Consider the following 14880-nt stretch of genomic DNA (forward strand, 5'->3'; position numbering starts at 1 on the left):
TGGCGCTGCCGACCAGCGCCTGTCAAGGGTTTGCCCATCACGATGTGGCGCCGCGCCCGACGAGGCCGCCGACGACGGTCGGCATGGGCTCGATACCGCCGAATATGGCTCAACCACGGGAGAACAAGCCTGCAGCAATGGTGCAGAACGGGCAGGGGTCGCTCGGGCGCCACCGCCCCGCCGACCGCCGCTGGTCAAGGCCTTCCGCGGCCGGGGACGCACATGTTGGTTTTTGTTGACATCGCCCTGTGGGCGGGACGAGACTGTGCCGCATGCGTTCATGGCCGAACCGTCAGGTCGCCCTCGGCGGCGACTACAACCCGGAGCAGTGGCCGCGCGAGGTCTGGTCCGAGGACATGGAGCTCATGCGCGAGGCAGGCGTCTCCTTCGTCACCCTGGGAGTCTTCTCGTGGTCGTGGCTCGAGCCCGCGAAGGGCGAGTACGACTTCGCCTGGCTCGACGACATCATGGAGATGCTGCACGCCAACGACATCGCGGTCGACCTCGCCACCGCCACGGCCACCCCTCCCCCGTGGCTGTCGGCGGCGCACCCGGAGATCCTCCCCGTCGACCACGAGGGGCACACGCTGTGGCCCGGCAGCCGGCAGGCCTGGTGCCCGAGCTCGCCCGTCTACCGCGACTTCGCCCTGGCCCTGACCACGCAGCTCGCCCAGCGCTACCACGACCACCCGGCGCTGGCGATGTGGCACGTCTCCAACGAGTACGCCTGCCACAACATCCCCTGCTACTGCGACACCTGCGCCGCCGGCTTCCGGGTCTGGCTGCAGCGGCGGCACGAGACGCTCGAGCGGCTCAACGACGCGTGGGGCACGGCCTTCTGGAGCCAGCGCTACACCGACTGGGGGCAGGTCCTCCCGCCGCGGCTGACGACGACCTTCGCCAACCCCACGCACGTGCTCGACTACAAGCGGTTCCAGTCGGACACCCTGCTCGACTTCTACCGCAGCGAGAAGGCGGTGCTGAACGAGCTGTCGCCCGGCGTCCCGGTGACGACGAACTTCATGACGCTGGCCCACTTCGACCACCTCGACTACCACCAGTGGGCGGGCGAGCAGGACGTCGTCAGCACCGACCACTACGTCGTCGCCGCGCTCGAGGACCCCAGGGCCGAGCTGGCCTTCAGCGGTGACCTCACCCGCGGGCTCGCCGGCGGCCGGCCGTGGATGCTCATGGAGCACTCGACCAGCGCGGTCAACTGGCAGCCGGTCAACCCGGCGAAGGTCCCCGGCGGCACGCTGCGCGACAGCCTGGCCCACGTGGCCCGCGGAGCCGACACCCTCGGCTTCTTCCAGTGGCGGCAGTCGCGCTCCGGGTCGGAGAAGTTCCACTCCGCCCTCGTGCCCCACGCGGGTCGGGACAGCGCGCGGTTCCGCGAGGTCGTCGAGCTCGGCCGGGTCGCCCAGCGGCTCGGTGAGGCCCTCGGCTCCCGCGTGGAGGCCGAGGTCGCGATCCTCTGGGACTACCAGGCGCAGTGGGCCGCCTCCGGTCCGGCGATGCCGTCGAGCGCCCTCGGCTACGCCACGACCCCGCACGCCGTCCACCGGCTGCTGCGTGAGCGGGGCATCACGGCCGACGTGGTCCACCCCAGCGCCGACCTCACGGCCTACAAGGTCGTCGTCGTGCCCACCCTCTACCTCGTCAGCGACGAGCACGCCGCCGCGGTCGGTGCCGCGGCCGAGGCGGGCGCCCAGGTGCTGGTGACCTTCTTCTCCGGGATCAGCGACGAGGACGACCACGTGCGCCTCGGCGGCTACCCCGGGGCCTTCCGCGACCTGCTCGGCGTCCGCGTCGAGGAGTTCTTCCCCCTCCTCGTCGGCGAGGAGGTCGCCCTCGACGCGGGCACGGGCAGGCTCTGGTCCGAGGACGTGACCGCCGTCGACGCCGAGGTGCTGCAGCGCTACACCTCCGGGCCCCTCGCCGGCCGCCCCGCGCTCACGCGCCGCGGCACCGGCACCGGAGCCGCGTGGTACCTGAGCACGCTGCTCGACGACGCCTCGCTCGGGGCGCTGCTCGAGCAGGTCACGGCGGCCGGTAGCGTCACGCCGGTGGTCGAGGTCCCCGCAGGCGTGGAGGCAGTGCGCCGCCGCAGCGAGAGCGGCTCCTGGGTCTTCCTCGTCAACGACACCGGCACCGAGCAGCACGTCCCGGTCAAGGGCCACGACCTCGTGGCCGACCGCGAGTTCACCTCGACCACCGGTCTCGCGCCCGGCGCCGTCGCGGTGGTCAGGGAGGCCTAGTGCTCGCCAGCCAGCGTCGCGCGACCATCCTCGGCCTCGTCGAGGACAGCGGTGCTGTGCGCGTGTCCGAGCTCGTGGAGCAGCTCGGCGTCTCCGACATGACCGTCCGTCGCGACATCGAGCAGCTCGCCACCGAGGGGCTCGTCGAGCGCGTCCACGGCGGGGCGCTCGCCGTCGGCGGCCGCTCGAGCGAGGAGCCCGGCTTCACGGCGAAGTCCGCCCTCATGCAGGCCCAGAAGAACGCCATCGCCATGGCAGCCGCACAGCTCGTCGAGCCCGGGGCCGCCATCGGCATCTCCGCTGGCACGACCACCTACGAGTTCGCCCGGGCCGTGCGCACGGTGCCGGACCTCACGGTGGTCACCAACTCGGTGCCCGTCGCGCAGCTGCTCCACGAGTCCGGCGCGCCGGGGCAGACCGTCGTCCTCACCGGCGGTGTCCGCACCCCGTCCGACGCCCTCGTGGGGCCGGTCGCCGTGGCCGCCCTCCGCATGCTGCACGTCGACCGGCTGTTCCTCGGCGTCCACGGCATGGACGCCCGCGCCGGCCTCACCACCCCCAACCTCGTCGAGGCGGAGACCAACCAGGCCCTCGTCCAGACGGCCCGCCAGGTGTGCGTCCTCGCCGACCACAGCAAGTGGGGCACGGTGGGGCTCAGCACCATCATCCCGCTGGGTTCGGTCGACCTGCTGGTCACCGACCCGGGCCTCGGCCCGCGGGCCCAGCAGGCGCTCACCGACGCCGGGGTCGAGATCGTCCTCGCCGCCCCCACGACCGCCCGAGCGGCCAGGACCACCAGGAGCCAGGCATGACGCTGCGACGCACCAGCCGGCGGCTCGCCGACGGCCGCGAGATCATCTACTTCGACGACACCCCGGGTGCGCCCGGACGGACCGCCGAGGACACCCGCCCCCTCGGCGAGCGCGCCGCCTCCGGCGAGATCCGCTACGACGCCCTGGTCGGCGACTGGGTGGCCGTCGCCGGTCACCGCAGCAACCGGACCTTCCTGCCGCCCAAGGACGAGTGCCCCCTGTGCCCCACCGGCACGGGAAGCGTGCCCTCGGAGGTGCCTGAGTCGACGTACGACGTCGTGGTCTTCGAGAACCGCTTCCCCTCCTACGCCCCGGTCTCCGCGCACTCGGCCGGCGAGGTGCGCGACGGCGACCTCATCCAGAGCCGCCCCGCGCTGGGCCGGTGCGAGGTCGTCTGCTTCACCAGCGACCACGAGTCGACGTTCGCCGACCTCACCCCCGAGCGGGCTCGCACTGTCATCGACGCCTGGGCCGACCGGACCGCCGAGCTCGGGGCGGTCGACGAGGTGCAGCAGGTCTTCTGCTTCGAGAACCGAGGACAGGAGATCGGCGTCACCCTGCACCACCCGCACGGCCAGATCTACGCCTACCCCTACCTGCCCGAGCGCAGCGGCACGATCCTGGCGCAGGCCACCGAGCACCACGCCCGCACCGGACGGCTCCTCGGGGCCGACATCCTCGCGGCGGAGCTGCACGCCAAGGAGCGGGTGGTCATCGACACCGAGCACTGGACCGCCTACGTCCCGTATGCAGCCCGCTGGCCGGTGGAGGTGCACCTCGCCCCCCGACGCGATGTGCCGGACCTCGTCGCCCTCACCGACGACGAGCGCGACGACCTCGCCCGGGTCTACCTCGACCTGCTCGGGCGCCTCGACCGCTACTACGTCGCCAAGGACGGGTCGCCGATCCGGCTGCCCTACATCGCCGGCTGGCACCAGGCACCGGCCAAGCAGGGCCGCGACGTCTCGCGCCTGCACCTGCAGGTGATGTCGGTGCTGCGCTCCCCCAAGAAGCTCAAGTACCTGGCGGGCTCGGAGTCCGGCGTCGGTGGCTGGGTCAACGACATCCCGCCGGAGCGCATCGCCGCCCGGCTGCGCGAGGTCGCCCCGTGACGGCCCAGCGCGCGGCCGAGCTGTTCCGCGAGACCTTCGGCGAGGAGCCGGAGGGTGTGTGGTCGGCGCCGGGGCGGGTCAACCTCATCGGCGAGCACACCGACTACAACGGCGGCCTCTGCCTGCCCATCGCCCTGCCCCACCGCACGTATGCCGCCCTGCGCCGCCGCGACGACGGCCGGCTTCGCATGGTGTCGGCGCAGGGGGACGGGCTGGTCGAGACCTCGCTCGACGAGGTCGGACCCGGCGCACCCCAGGGTTGGGCCGCGTACGTGGCCGGGGTGCCGTGGGCCCTCGCCCGTGCCGGCCACGAGGTGGGCGGGTTCGACGTCGCCGTGGACGGCGGGGTGCCCCTGGGCGCCGGTCTGTCGAGCTCGGCGGCGCTGGAGTGCGCGGTCGCCGCGGCGGTCAGCGACACCGGTGGGCTCGGGCTCCTCGACTCGACGCGGGGCCGCGCCGACCTGGCCGCTGCGTGCGTGGAGGCCGAGAACACCGTCGCCCAGGCGCCCACCGGGGGCATGGACCAGTCGGCCGCGCTCCTCGCGTCCGCCGGCCACGCGCTGCTGCTCGACTGCCGCGACCACTCCACCGAGCAGGTGCCCTTCGACCTCGACGCCCACGGCCTGGCCCTGCTCGTCGTCGACACCCGCGCCGAGCACGCGCTGGTCGACGGGCAGTACGCCGAGCGACGCGACTCCTGCGAGCGGGCGGCCCGCGAGCTGGGGGTCTCGACGCTGCGCGAGGTCCCGCTCGAGGGCCTGGACGAGGCGCTGTCCTCGCTGTCCGGCGACCTGCTCCGGCGTCGCGCCCGTCACGTCGTCACCGAGATCGCGCGCGTCGAGGCTGCCCGAGAGGCGTTGCGGGCCGACGACTTCGAGCGGCTCGGTGAGCTCTTCCTCGAGTCGCACGCCTCCATGCGCGACGACTTCGAGATCTCCGTCCCCGAGCTCGACACCGCCGTCACGGCGGCGACCGGTGCCGGCGCCCTGGGAGCCCGGATGACCGGCGGCGGATTCGGCGGTTCCGCCATCGCCCTGGTCCGCCGCGAGGACGCCGACGCGGCCCGGGCCGCCGTCGAGAAGGCCTTCGCCGACCGGGGGTTCACCGCCCCCGAGTGCTTCGTGGTGTCTGCCTCCGACCCGGCCGGTCGCGACCTCTGAACCATCCTGACCGCGGGTCGCGTCCGGATGCCCCTGGCTCGGACGCGACCCGCCCCCAGCGGGGGTCTCGGTGGACCGAACCGCTGTCGGGGGTCGGTGGCAGGGTGCGGGCATGACGACGACAGCCGAGGGCCTGCTCCCCCACTTCCGGTCGGCGTGGGGCCCTGACACCTGCTACCCCGACAGCCGGGACGAGTGGAGCCCGGACAACCCGTCCCGCGACCAGTGCGGCATGACGGCGCTGGTCGTGCAGGACGTGCTGGGCGGCGACCTGGTCCTCGCCGAGGTCCACGTGGACGGTGTCAAGGTGGGCCACCACTACTGGAACGTGCTGCCGGACGGGTCGAAGCTCGACCTCACCGGCGACCAGTTCCTCCCCGAGGAGGAGGTCGTCGGCGGCACGGTGGTCGTCCGGCCGCCCGAGGGCCCTCGCCGCCACCGCGAGCAGTACGAGCTCCTGCGCGAGCGCGTGCTGGCATCACTCGCCGCGCCCCCCCTCGAGGACGGGCCGGGTCAGGCGAGGTCGTAGTCGACCGTCACGGCCGCGTGGTCGGACCAGCGCTGGTCGTATGCCGCCGCGCGGCCGACCGAGGCGCGCACCGCCCGGTCCGCGAGGGGCCGGCTGGCGAGCTGGTAGTCGATCCGCCAGCCCGCGTCGTTGTCGAAGGCCTTCCCCCGCCACGACCACCACGTGTACGGACCGGGACCGGGTCCGTGCAGGGTCCGGTGCACGTCGGCCCACTCGCCGTCGGCGAACCACCGGTCGAGGTAGGCCCGCTCGTCGGGCAGGAACCCTGACTTCTTGAGGTTGCCCTTCCAGTTCTTGAGGTCGTGCTCCGCGTGGGCGACGTTGAGGTCACCGGTGACCACGGCGAGGGCCCCATCCGCGGCCCACCGCCGCAGCCGAGCGTCGACGGCATCGAGGAAGCGCAGCTTCTCCTCCTGCCGTGGGGTGCCTGCCTCGCCGGTGTGCACGTAGGTCGAGACCACCGTGACCGGGCCGGCCGGGGTGGCGAGGTCGACCTCCAGCCAGCGGCCCAGGCCGTCGAACTCCTGCGGCCCGACCGACGTCCCGACGCGCAGGTGCGGGTCACGGGAGACCACCGCGACGCCCGCGCGGCCCTTCGACGCTGCCTCGGTGTGCGCCACGTGCCACCCGGCGAACCCGTCCGCGTCGAGCGCGGCACCGAGCTGGTCGTCGTCGGCCCGCACCTCCTGCAGGCACAGCACGTCGGCGCCCTGCGCTGCCAGCCAGGCGACGCCTCCCCTGCGGGCCGCGGCGCGAATGCCGTTGACGTTGGCGGCGATCAGGCGCATCCGACCATTCTGGCGCGGGCCACCCGGTACCTCGTGACCGGCCCCCTGTGGCCGCTCCCGCGCACTAGGGTGACGCGCATGCCCGAGGACTCCTCCGCCCAGCCGTCCGCCACCACGCCCGGTACCGGCCCCGGCACGGCCGCCGAGCCCGGTGCCACGGTGACGACGACCACCGACACGACGACCCCCGCCCCGCCGGAGGACGACCTCGTCGAGACCCACCACACGCTCGCGGTGGGACGACGTCGCCTGCGCTACACCGCCACGACCGGTCGGGTGGTCCTGCGCGAGGAGGTCTTCGAGGACTCCGTGTTCAAGGGCCACCACGCCAAGGCGGAGCTGAGCATCACGTCCTACGTCGTCGACACCCCGGGGACCACGCAGCGACCGGTCACGTTCGCGTTCAACGGCGGTCCCGGCTCGAGCTCGGTGTGGCTGCACCTCGGGCTGCTCGGTCCCCGTCGGGTCGACTCCGGCGACGCCGGGTCCCCGACCCCGCCGCCGTACGGCCTGCTCGACAACCCCGACTCCCTGCTCGCCGTGTCGGACCTCGTCTTCATCGACCCGGTCTCGACCGGCTACTCCCGAGCCGTCGAGGGCGGCAAGGCCAAGGACTACCACGACTTCACGGCCGACATCGAGAGCGTCGGCGAGCTCATCCGGCTGTGGACCACGCGCCACAACCGTTGGCTGTCACCGAAGTTCATCGCCGGCGAGTCCTACGGCACCATCCGTGCTGCCGCGCTCGCCGAGCACCTGCAGGCGCGCCACGGCCTCTACCTCAACGGGCTCATGCTCATCAGCTCGGTGCTCGACCTGGCCACGGTGGAGTTCGAGTTCAGGAACGACCGCGCGCACGTCGACTACCTGCCGACGTACGCCGCCACCGCGCACCACCACGGCAAGCACGGCCGGAGGTCGCTGCGCACCGTGCTCGCCGAGGCCGAGGAGTATGCAGCGCGCGACTACCCGTGGGCCCTGTCCCGCGGGTCGCGGCTGACCGCGGCCGAGCGCGCGGAGCACGTCGCGAAGCTCGCTGCGCTGACCGGCTTGTCCCCGACCTACGTGGACCGCGCCGACCTGCGGATCGAGCACGTGCGGTTCTTCACCGAGCTGCTGCGCGCCCAGGGCCTGGCCACCGGTCGCCTCGACAGCCGCTTCACCGGCCCCCTGGCGTCGGGCAACGCCGAGACCTGGGACGCCGACCCGTCCATGGACGCGATCCTCGGGCCCTACTCCGCGGCATGGAACCACTACGTGCGCGACGAGCTCGGCTACCGCAACGAGCTGCCGTACGCCGTCTTCTCCCGGCAGGCGGCCACGGACTGGTCCTACAAGGAGTTCGAGGGCAAGCCGGTCGACGTCTCGGACAAGCTCGCCCGGGCGATGCGTGGCAACCCCCACCTCAAGGTGCACATCGCCTACGGGTACCACGACGGCGCCACCCCGTACTACGGGGCGCAGGACGTCGTCGCGCACCTGCAGGTGCCGGCAGCCCTGCAGGACAACATCGAGCACGCCTACTACGAGGCGGGGCACATGATGTACGTCCACGAGCCGTCGCGCCTGCAGCAGAGCCGCGACCTCGCCGACTTCGTCACCCGCGCCAGCGGGCGCTGAGCGGACCACCGCAGACGCCACGAGGGGCGGTGCCGTCGCCGCTGCGACGCCACCGCCCCTCGTGCCCTGCGAGACCGGGCCGGGCGGCACCACGTCGGGCGCCGCCCGGCCCGGACCCACGCACACCCCCATGTGCGGAGCCAGATCCCAAAGTCCATGGCTCCCGAGCTCTCCCCCAAGAAAGCCCGGGAGCCATGACAGAAAGGTAAAGCGCGCGCGTCGGCTTCACCAGCACTCGGTAAAGACGCCCGGAGCCCCTCGTCACGTTCGTGCTGTTTTCGCCCGACTGGTCCGGACCAACGGCCGACCCCGGCCTCGACCGTTCGGACGAGGCGCGCCCCCTGCAGGCGCCACAGCGCGCCGCTCTTGTGGGCGCCTGCCGTCCCCACCACCATGGACCCAAGCGGGGGCCGACGGGGGTCCCTCCACCGTCAGGAGACCGTGATGCGCACTCCCCCTCTGTCCTCGCGCCTGGGCGCCGAGGCGCTCGGCACCTTCTGGCTGGTGTTCGGCGGCTGCGGCAGCGCGGTCTTCGCCGCCAAGTTCCTGGCCCCCAACGTCGTCGCCGGCCAGAGCGTCCAGCTCGGGATCGGCTTCCTCGGCGTGGCCCTGGCGTTCGGCCTGACCGTGATGACGATGGCGTACGCCGTGGGCCACGTCTCGGGGGCGCACTTCAACCCGGCGGTGACGCTCGGCGTCGCGGTGGCCAAGCGCTTCCCGTGGCGTGACGTCCCCGCCTACGTCGTGTCCCAGGTGCTCGGCGGCCTGCTGGCCGGGCTCGCCCTGTGGGGGATCGCGCGCGGGGTGCGCGGGTTCGACGTCACCGGCAACCTCGCCGCCAACGGGTACGGCGACCACTCCCCGGGCGGCTACACCCTCGTCGCGGTGCTGGTCGCCGAGGCGATCCTGACGGCCTTCTTCCTCTACATCATCCTGGGCGCCACGGACGACCGTGCCCCGGTGGGCTTCGCACCCATCGCCATCGGCCTCGGCCTGACGCTGATCCACCTCGTCTCCATCCCCATCAGCAACACCTCCGTCAACCCCGCCCGCTCGACCGCCGTGGCGTTCTTCAACGGCAACGGCGCCCCCGGCCAGCTGTGGGCGTTCTGGGTGGCGCCGCTGGTCGGCGCCGCGATCGCCGGCGCGACGTACCACCTGGTCACCGGCGTCGACCGCCGCGACGAGGACATCGTCGGCATGGTCGACCCCGAGGACCTCACGCCCGCGACCTGACCCGTCGCGGCGCGGAGGCCGTTCGATAGCCTGAGCAGGCCTCGCCCGCACGGTGCGGGCGCCCACGAGCCCAGGGAGCGAGCCGCCGACATGGCCAAGATCATCTACACCCTCACCGACGAGGCGCCCATGCTGGCGACCTACTCCTTCCTGCCGGTGATCGAGGCCTTCGCGTCCACCGCCGGGGTGGAGGTGGAGACGCGTGACATCTCGCTCGGTGGCCGCATCATCGCCGCGTTCGACGACCTGCTCCCCGAGGACCAGCGCGTCGGCGACGCCCTCGGTGAGCTCGGGCAGCTGGCGACCACGCCCGAGGCCAACATCATCAAGCTCCCCAACATCTCGGCGTCCGTGCCGCAGCTCAAGGCCGCCATCGCCGAGCTGCAGGCGCAGGGCTACGCCCTCCCGGCCTACCCCGACGAGCCCCGCACCGACGAGGAGAAGGACGCCCGCGCACGGTACGACAGCGTCAAGGGCAGCGCCGTGAACCCCGTGCTGCGCGAAGGGAACTCGGACCGTCGGGCCCCTGCCGCCGTCAAGAACTACGCGCGCAAGCACCCGCACTCCATGGGCGCCTGGAGCCGCGACTCCAGGACGCAGGTCGCCACCATGGGCAAGGACGACTTCCGCTCCAACGAGCAGTCCGTGGTCCTCCCCGCCGCCGACACCCTGACGATCCAGCTCGTCACCGACGCCGGCACCACCGTCCTCAAGGACGGCCTGAAGGTGCTCGAGGGCGAGGTCGTCGACGCCACGGTCATGCGTGCCGCCGCCCTCGACGCGTTCCTCACCGAGCAGGTCGCCCGCGCCAAGGCCGACGGCGTGCTCTTCTCGGTGCACCTCAAGGCCACGATGATGAAGGTCTCCGACCCGATCATCTTCGGCCACGTCGTGCGCGCGTTCCTCCCCGACGTGTTCTCCCGGTACGGCGCCGAGCTCGCCGCCGCGGGCCTGTCCGCCAACAACGGCCTCGGCTCCATCCTCGACGGGCTCGACGCCCTCCCCGAGGGCACCCGCGACGAGGTCCGCGCCGCCATCGAGCAGGGCCTCGCCGACGGCCCCGAGCTCGCGATGGTCAACTCCGACAAGGGGATCACCAACCTGCACGTCCCGAGCGACGTCATCGTCGACGCCTCGATGCCGGCCATGATCCGCACCTCCGGCCACATGTGGGGCCCGGACGGCGAGGAGGCCGACACCCTGGCCGTCATCCCGGACAGCTCCTACGCCGGCGTCTACCAGGCCGTCATCGACGACTGCCGCGAGCACGGCGCCTACGACCCCACCACCATGGGCTCGGTGCCGAACGTCGGCCTCATGGCGCAGAAGGCCGAGGAGTACGGCAGCCACGACAAGACGTTCGAGATCGCCGAGGCGGGGCGCGTCCAGGTCGTCAACGCTGCCGGTGACGTGCTGATGGAGCACGAGGTCGCGCCGGGCGACATCTGGCGCGCCTGCCAGACCAAGGACGCCCCGATCCGCGACTGGGTCAAGCTGGCCGTCACCCGCGCCCGTGCGTCGAAGACGCCCGCGGTGTTCTGGCTCGACAGCGAGCGCGCCCACGACCGCAACCTCATCGCCAAGGTCGAGGCCTACCTGCCCGAGCACGACACCGAGGGCCTCGACCTGCAGGTCCTGTCCCCGGTCGAGGCGGCCAAGCTGTCGGTCGAGCGCATCCGCAAGGGCGAGGACACCATCTCGGTGACCGGCAACGTGCTGCGTGACTACAACACCGACCTCTTCCCGATCCTCGAGCTCGGCACCAGCGCCAAGATGCTGTCGGTCGTGCCGCTGATGAACGGCGGCGGGCTCTTCGAGACGGGGGCCGGTGGTTCGGCGCCCAAGCACGTGCAGCAGCTGGTGCAGGAGAACTACCTGCGCTGGGACAGCCTCGGCGAGTTCCTCGCCCTGGCCGAGAGCCTGCGCCACATGGCCACCACGACCGACAACGCCCGTGCGGCACTGCTCGGTGAGACCCTCGACAAGGCGACCGAGCGGCTGCTCAACGAGAACAAGGGCCCGGCCCGCAAGGTCGGCCAGATCGACAACCGCGGCAGCCACTTCTACCTTGCGCTGTTCTGGGCGCAGGAGCTGGCGCAGCAGACGCAGGACGCGGCCCTCGCCGAGGCGTTCGCGCAGGTGTCGCAGACGCTGACCGAGCAGGAGGACACCATCAACGGCGAGCTGCTCGGCGTGCAGGGGCACCCGGCCGACATCGGCGGCTACTACCGTCCCGACGAGGCCAAGGCCTCGGCCGTGATGCGTCCGTCGCAGACCTTCAACGAGGCGCTGGCCGCCCTGCGCTGAGCCACGCAGCACCGGAACGGGTCAGGGGGCAGCTGCTCCCCTGGCCCGTTCCTGCTCCACGGCCGCGTCGAGGTCGGCGAGGCGGTGGCGCTGCTGGAGCGGACGCGCCATGCGTGGGTTGCCCTCGAGGCGGTCGGCGGTGCGGTCGAGGTAGGCCCAGTAGCCGGCGGTGAAGGGGCAGGCGTCCTCGCCGACACGGACCGTCGGGCGGTAGCGGCAGCCGCCGCAGTAGTCCGACATCTTGTTGATGTAGGCGCCCCCCGACACGTAGGGCTTGGTCGTCATCGCGCCCCCGTCGGCGTACTGGCTCATGCCGACGACGTTGGCCGGCATGACCCAGTCGTACCCGTCGACGAACCTGGTCTGGAACCACTCGGTGAGCGCGTCGGGGTCGTAGCCGCGCTCGGCGGCCCAGTTGCCCAGCACCATGAGCCGCGGGATGTGGTGCACCCAGCCGCGGTCGCGGACGCCGGCGAGGACGTCCCTCAGGCAGGCGGCCTCGACCGCATCGGCGTCGAGGTCGGCGAACCACTGCGGAAGGCGCTCGCGGGCGCCGAGCCCGTTGCGGCTGCGGTAGGTCGGGCCGAAGTGCCAGTAGAGATGCCAGACGTACTCGCGCCACCCCACGACCTGGCGCACGAAGCCCTCGACGGACGCGAGCGGGGCGTCGCCGTCGTGGTAGGCCCGTACCGCGCGCTCCGCCACCTCGACCGGGTCGAGCAGCCCGAGGTTCAGCGACGGCGACAGCAGGCTGTGGGCCATCGCCCAGTCGCCGCGCAGCATCGCGTCCTCGTGGGGCCCGAACGCCCCGAGCCGCTGGGTGACGAACCGCTCGAGCGCCGCGAGCGCCTCACGCCGGGTGACCGCGAACAGCCGCGGCCCGTCGCGCCCGACGGTCTCCAGGCCCTCGTCGCGCTCCCAGCGGTCGAGGTCCTCCCTCACCTGCGCGTCGATGTCGTCCTCGCGGGGCCGGTACGGCGCGGGCACGTCGAGGCGCGACGCACCCTTGGGCGGGGGTTCGCGATTGTCCTCGTCGAAGGACCAACGTCCACCGACCGGGTGCCCGTCACCCTCGACGAGCAGGTCGAGGCGCTGGCGCTGGAACCGGTAGAAGTCCTCCATGCGCAGCCGTCGCCGGTCGCCTGCCCAGCGCTGGAAGTCGTTGCGGGACAATGAGAACCCAGGCGTCGCGTCGACCGCCTCGATGGCACCGACCTCGAGCTGGCGGGAGACGAAGTCGGCAGCCGAGCGCGACGTGGGCTCGTAGACGCGCACCGGCTCCCCGAGCTCCCGCAGCGCCTCACCGTAGGTGGCGGTCCTCAGCAGGACGGCGGAGTCGCCGAGCTCGGCTGCCCGGTGGCGCAGCGCCGAGAGGACGAGGTGGAGCTTCTGGCGGTGGTAACGGCGACGGCCGAGGGCCTCCCGGCTCTCGACGAGCAGCACCCCGTCGCGCCCCACATCGAAGTGCGGTCCGAGCTGGTCGGCGAACAGCCACCGCCGCGTCATGCGTGCACCTCCGGAAGCCCTGTCACCCGACCCAGTCTGGGCGACCCACCCGGCGGCGGCGAGCCGAGCGGTCCGCCGTCCGGCCGCCTACCGTGGACCGGGTGGACACGGTCATCGGTGGCACACGCAGCTCGCACGTCGACGCGCCCGTCGCAGTCCTGTGGGACGTCGTGACCTCGGTCGGCGGAGACACCGGATGGTTCACCCCTGAGCTCGTGTGGCAGGCGCGCTGCGGGGTGGACCGGCTCATCGGTGGCCCGGGGCGTCGCCGCGGGCGCCCCGACCGGTCCCTGCGGGTCGGCGACCGGGTGGACTTCTGGACCGTCACGGCCGTGGAGGCCGGCCACCGCATGGTGCTGAAGCCCGACACGCGCCTGCCAGGCCACATGGACCTCGAGCTGGAGGTCACTCCCGAGGACCACGGGTCCCGCCTGACGCTGAGCCACGCGTTCAGGCCGGAAGGGACGGCGGGCCGCCTCTACGGTGAGGCGACCCGGCTCGGCGACGTGGCCCTGTACGCGTGGATGCACCGCAGCATGGTCCTGAGAGCCGAGGAGCACGCGCGACGCTGACGCTCCGGCTCAGAGCGCGCGCATCCGGTTGTTGCGGGGCAGGTGCTCGACCTCGGCCAGGCCGAGCTCCTCGAGAAGTGGCGGCAGGTACATCCCGACGCGACCGCGGTACCCCTTGCGCAGCCCGTACCACCCGCCGATCGGGTTGTCGCCGGACCGTGCCCACGCCTCGACCGTCCCCTCCTTGGCGGGCTTCTGCTCGTCGGCAGATCCGAGGGACACCCAGTCGCCCTGCTCACGGAGCCAGACGTGCAGGTCCTCGACGACGCGCGCGTCGTACGTCAGTCGTGTCGACCCGACCTGGCAGACCAGCTGCGCGGGGTCGGCGTCGTCGTCTCGGTACATCGTGTAGTCAGCCGTGCCCGGCGGGGTCTTGAGCACCCACGGGTCGTCCTTGGTTCCGCTGCCCATCGCACCCACCTGTCCGTGCCAGCCGTCAGGACAGTTCTACTCCCCCAGCCGCCCGCTTGGGGGCGGTCGAGCCCCGGGCGTTAGCCGCGCGTCTCGACCCGGCAGCCGAGGGCCGTCAGGATCGGGGGCCAGCTGCGTCGAAGCGGTCCACCGGACCCCAGCGACGCTGCGGCGTCGGCCGCCTCACCGAGCGCCGAGAGGCCGGCGAGCGCGTCGAGCAACCCGTCACCGCCGCCGCCCGACATGCCTCCAGCGAGCCCCGGCACGGGCATCCCCGCCGCCTCGAGCTCCTCGACCTGCCGCGTCGTGAAGTTCGGCGACCAGTTGGCACCGTGGCGCTGCAGCGGGAGGCGGCGGCCCGCGTGGGACAGGTGCATCAGTCCGAACCGGCTGAACCGCGCCGACACCTCCTGCGCCGGCGCGTCGAGGTGCACCCGGTCCTTGTGGTCGACGAGGCGCAGCCGGCCCTCGGCGACCGTGAGGATGACCGGCCACAGCACCAGGTGGTTGCGATACCTCGGCCGGAGGTAGAAGCCCTGCTTGACGACCATGTCCCCCACATCGCTCAT

General features: G+C 72.5%; 13 protein-coding genes. 9 read left to right on the forward strand and 4 right to left on the reverse strand.

Annotated features, from left to right (window positions below; all coding sequences use genetic code 11):
- The first annotated feature begins 272 nt into the window (after positions 1-272).
- The 5 genes from AB4Z02_RS06620 (at position 273) to AB4Z02_RS06640 (ending at position 5871) form a co-directional block, all read left to right on the forward strand.
- Positions 273-2258: a beta-galactosidase gene (locus tag AB4Z02_RS06620; protein ID WP_441970089.1), complete on the forward strand. Its 1986-nt coding sequence runs from the start codon at positions 273-275 to the stop codon at positions 2256-2258.
- Positions 2258-3070, forward strand: coding sequence for a DeoR/GlpR family DNA-binding transcription regulator (locus tag AB4Z02_RS06625; protein ID WP_441970090.1), 813 nt, complete (start codon positions 2258-2260; stop codon positions 3068-3070). Before AB4Z02_RS06620 ends, AB4Z02_RS06625 begins: the two co-directional genes overlap by 1 nt.
- The gene (gene galT / locus AB4Z02_RS06630; protein ID WP_441970091.1) at positions 3067-4182 is read left to right on the forward strand and encodes a galactose-1-phosphate uridylyltransferase; all 1116 of its coding nucleotides are present in this window, start codon (positions 3067-3069) and stop codon (positions 4180-4182) included. The genes AB4Z02_RS06625 and galT overlap by 4 nt, the downstream gene beginning before the upstream one ends.
- Positions 4179-5342, forward strand: coding sequence for a galactokinase (galK, locus tag AB4Z02_RS06635; protein ID WP_441970092.1), 1164 nt, complete (start codon positions 4179-4181; stop codon positions 5340-5342). The genes galT and galK overlap by 4 nt, the downstream gene beginning before the upstream one ends.
- 112 nt (positions 5343-5454) lie before the next feature.
- Positions 5455-5871, forward strand: a complete 417-nt coding sequence (locus AB4Z02_RS06640) for a YunG family protein (protein WP_441970093.1) — start codon at positions 5455-5457, stop codon at positions 5869-5871.
- On the opposite strand, the gene AB4Z02_RS06645 is transcribed toward AB4Z02_RS06640, so the two are convergent.
- Positions 5856-6659: an exodeoxyribonuclease III gene (locus AB4Z02_RS06645; protein WP_441970094.1), complete on the reverse strand. Its 804-nt coding sequence runs from the start codon at positions 6657-6659 to the stop codon at positions 5856-5858. The two genes, AB4Z02_RS06640 and AB4Z02_RS06645, sit on opposite strands and share 16 nt — an antisense overlap.
- A gap of 78 nt (positions 6660-6737) precedes the next feature.
- On the opposite strand from AB4Z02_RS06645, the gene AB4Z02_RS06650 reads away from it, so the two are divergent.
- From AB4Z02_RS06650 to AB4Z02_RS06660, 3 genes are all read left to right on the forward strand, one after another.
- A complete protein-coding gene (locus AB4Z02_RS06650; protein ID WP_441970095.1) occupies positions 6738-8279 on the forward strand; it encodes a S10 family peptidase in 1542 nt (513 codons plus the stop codon).
- Positions 8280-8723: 444 nt separating this feature from the next.
- A complete protein-coding gene (gene aqpZ / locus AB4Z02_RS06655; protein ID WP_056882458.1) occupies positions 8724-9515 on the forward strand; it encodes an aquaporin Z in 792 nt (263 codons plus the stop codon).
- Between the two features lie 90 nt (positions 9516-9605).
- Complete coding sequence (locus AB4Z02_RS06660; protein WP_441970096.1) at positions 9606-11822, forward strand: NADP-dependent isocitrate dehydrogenase; 2217 nt, start codon at positions 9606-9608, stop codon at positions 11820-11822.
- Between the two features lie 21 nt (positions 11823-11843).
- Here the strand turns inward: AB4Z02_RS06660 and AB4Z02_RS06665 are convergent, their stop codons facing one another.
- On the reverse strand, positions 11844-13328 hold the full coding sequence (locus tag AB4Z02_RS06665; RefSeq protein WP_056882456.1) for a cryptochrome/photolyase family protein: 1485 nt from the start codon (positions 13326-13328) through the stop codon (positions 11844-11846).
- A gap of 101 nt (positions 13329-13429) precedes the next feature.
- On the opposite strand from AB4Z02_RS06665, the gene AB4Z02_RS06670 reads away from it, so the two are divergent.
- Positions 13430-13900 carry a DUF2867 domain-containing protein gene (locus tag AB4Z02_RS06670; RefSeq protein WP_441970097.1) on the forward strand — a complete coding sequence of 157 codons (471 nt, stop codon included), beginning with the start codon at positions 13430-13432 and terminating at the stop codon, positions 13898-13900.
- Positions 13901-13909: 9 nt separating this feature from the next.
- Here AB4Z02_RS06670 and AB4Z02_RS06675 read toward each other — a convergent pair whose 3' ends face one another.
- Together AB4Z02_RS06675 and AB4Z02_RS06680 are read right to left on the reverse strand one after the other, a co-directional pair.
- Positions 13910-14311: a DUF6855 family protein gene (locus AB4Z02_RS06675; RefSeq protein WP_441970098.1), complete on the reverse strand. Its 402-nt coding sequence runs from the start codon at positions 14309-14311 to the stop codon at positions 13910-13912.
- A gap of 80 nt (positions 14312-14391) precedes the next feature.
- Positions 14392-14880, reverse strand: a complete 489-nt coding sequence (locus tag AB4Z02_RS06680) for a hypothetical protein (protein WP_441970099.1) — start codon at positions 14878-14880, stop codon at positions 14392-14394.

Origin of the sequence: Pedococcus sp. 2YAF34, assembly GCF_052114585.1 — a bacterium.
GTDB lineage: Bacteria > Actinomycetota > Actinomycetes > Actinomycetales > Dermatophilaceae > Pedococcus.

Excerpts from the sequence above, each read along its gene's own strand:
- aqpZ (WP_056882458.1), top strand. The coding sequence starts at position 8,724 with ATGCGCACTCCCCCTCTGTCCTCGCGCCTGGGCGCCGAGGCGCTCGGC.
- AB4Z02_RS06675 (WP_441970098.1), bottom strand. The coding sequence starts at position 14,311 with ATGGGCAGCGGAACCAAGGACGACCCGTGGGTGCTCAAGACCCCGCCG.
- AB4Z02_RS06640 (WP_441970093.1), top strand. The coding sequence starts at position 5,455 with ATGACGACGACAGCCGAGGGCCTGCTCCCCCACTTCCGGTCGGCGTGG.
- AB4Z02_RS06620 (WP_441970089.1), top strand. The coding sequence starts at position 273 with ATGCGTTCATGGCCGAACCGTCAGGTCGCCCTCGGCGGCGACTACAAC.
- AB4Z02_RS06645 (WP_441970094.1), bottom strand. The coding sequence starts at position 6,659 with ATGCGCCTGATCGCCGCCAACGTCAACGGCATTCGCGCCGCGGCCCGC.
- AB4Z02_RS06660 (WP_441970096.1), top strand. The coding sequence starts at position 9,606 with ATGGCCAAGATCATCTACACCCTCACCGACGAGGCGCCCATGCTGGCG.
- AB4Z02_RS06650 (WP_441970095.1), top strand. The coding sequence starts at position 6,738 with ATGCCCGAGGACTCCTCCGCCCAGCCGTCCGCCACCACGCCCGGTACC.
- AB4Z02_RS06680 (WP_441970099.1), bottom strand. The coding sequence starts at position 14,880 with ATGAGCGATGTGGGGGACATGGTCGTCAAGCAGGGCTTCTACCTCCGG.
- AB4Z02_RS06665 (WP_056882456.1), bottom strand. The coding sequence starts at position 13,328 with ATGACGCGGCGGTGGCTGTTCGCCGACCAGCTCGGACCGCACTTCGAT.
- galT (WP_441970091.1), top strand. The coding sequence starts at position 3,067 with ATGACGCTGCGACGCACCAGCCGGCGGCTCGCCGACGGCCGCGAGATC.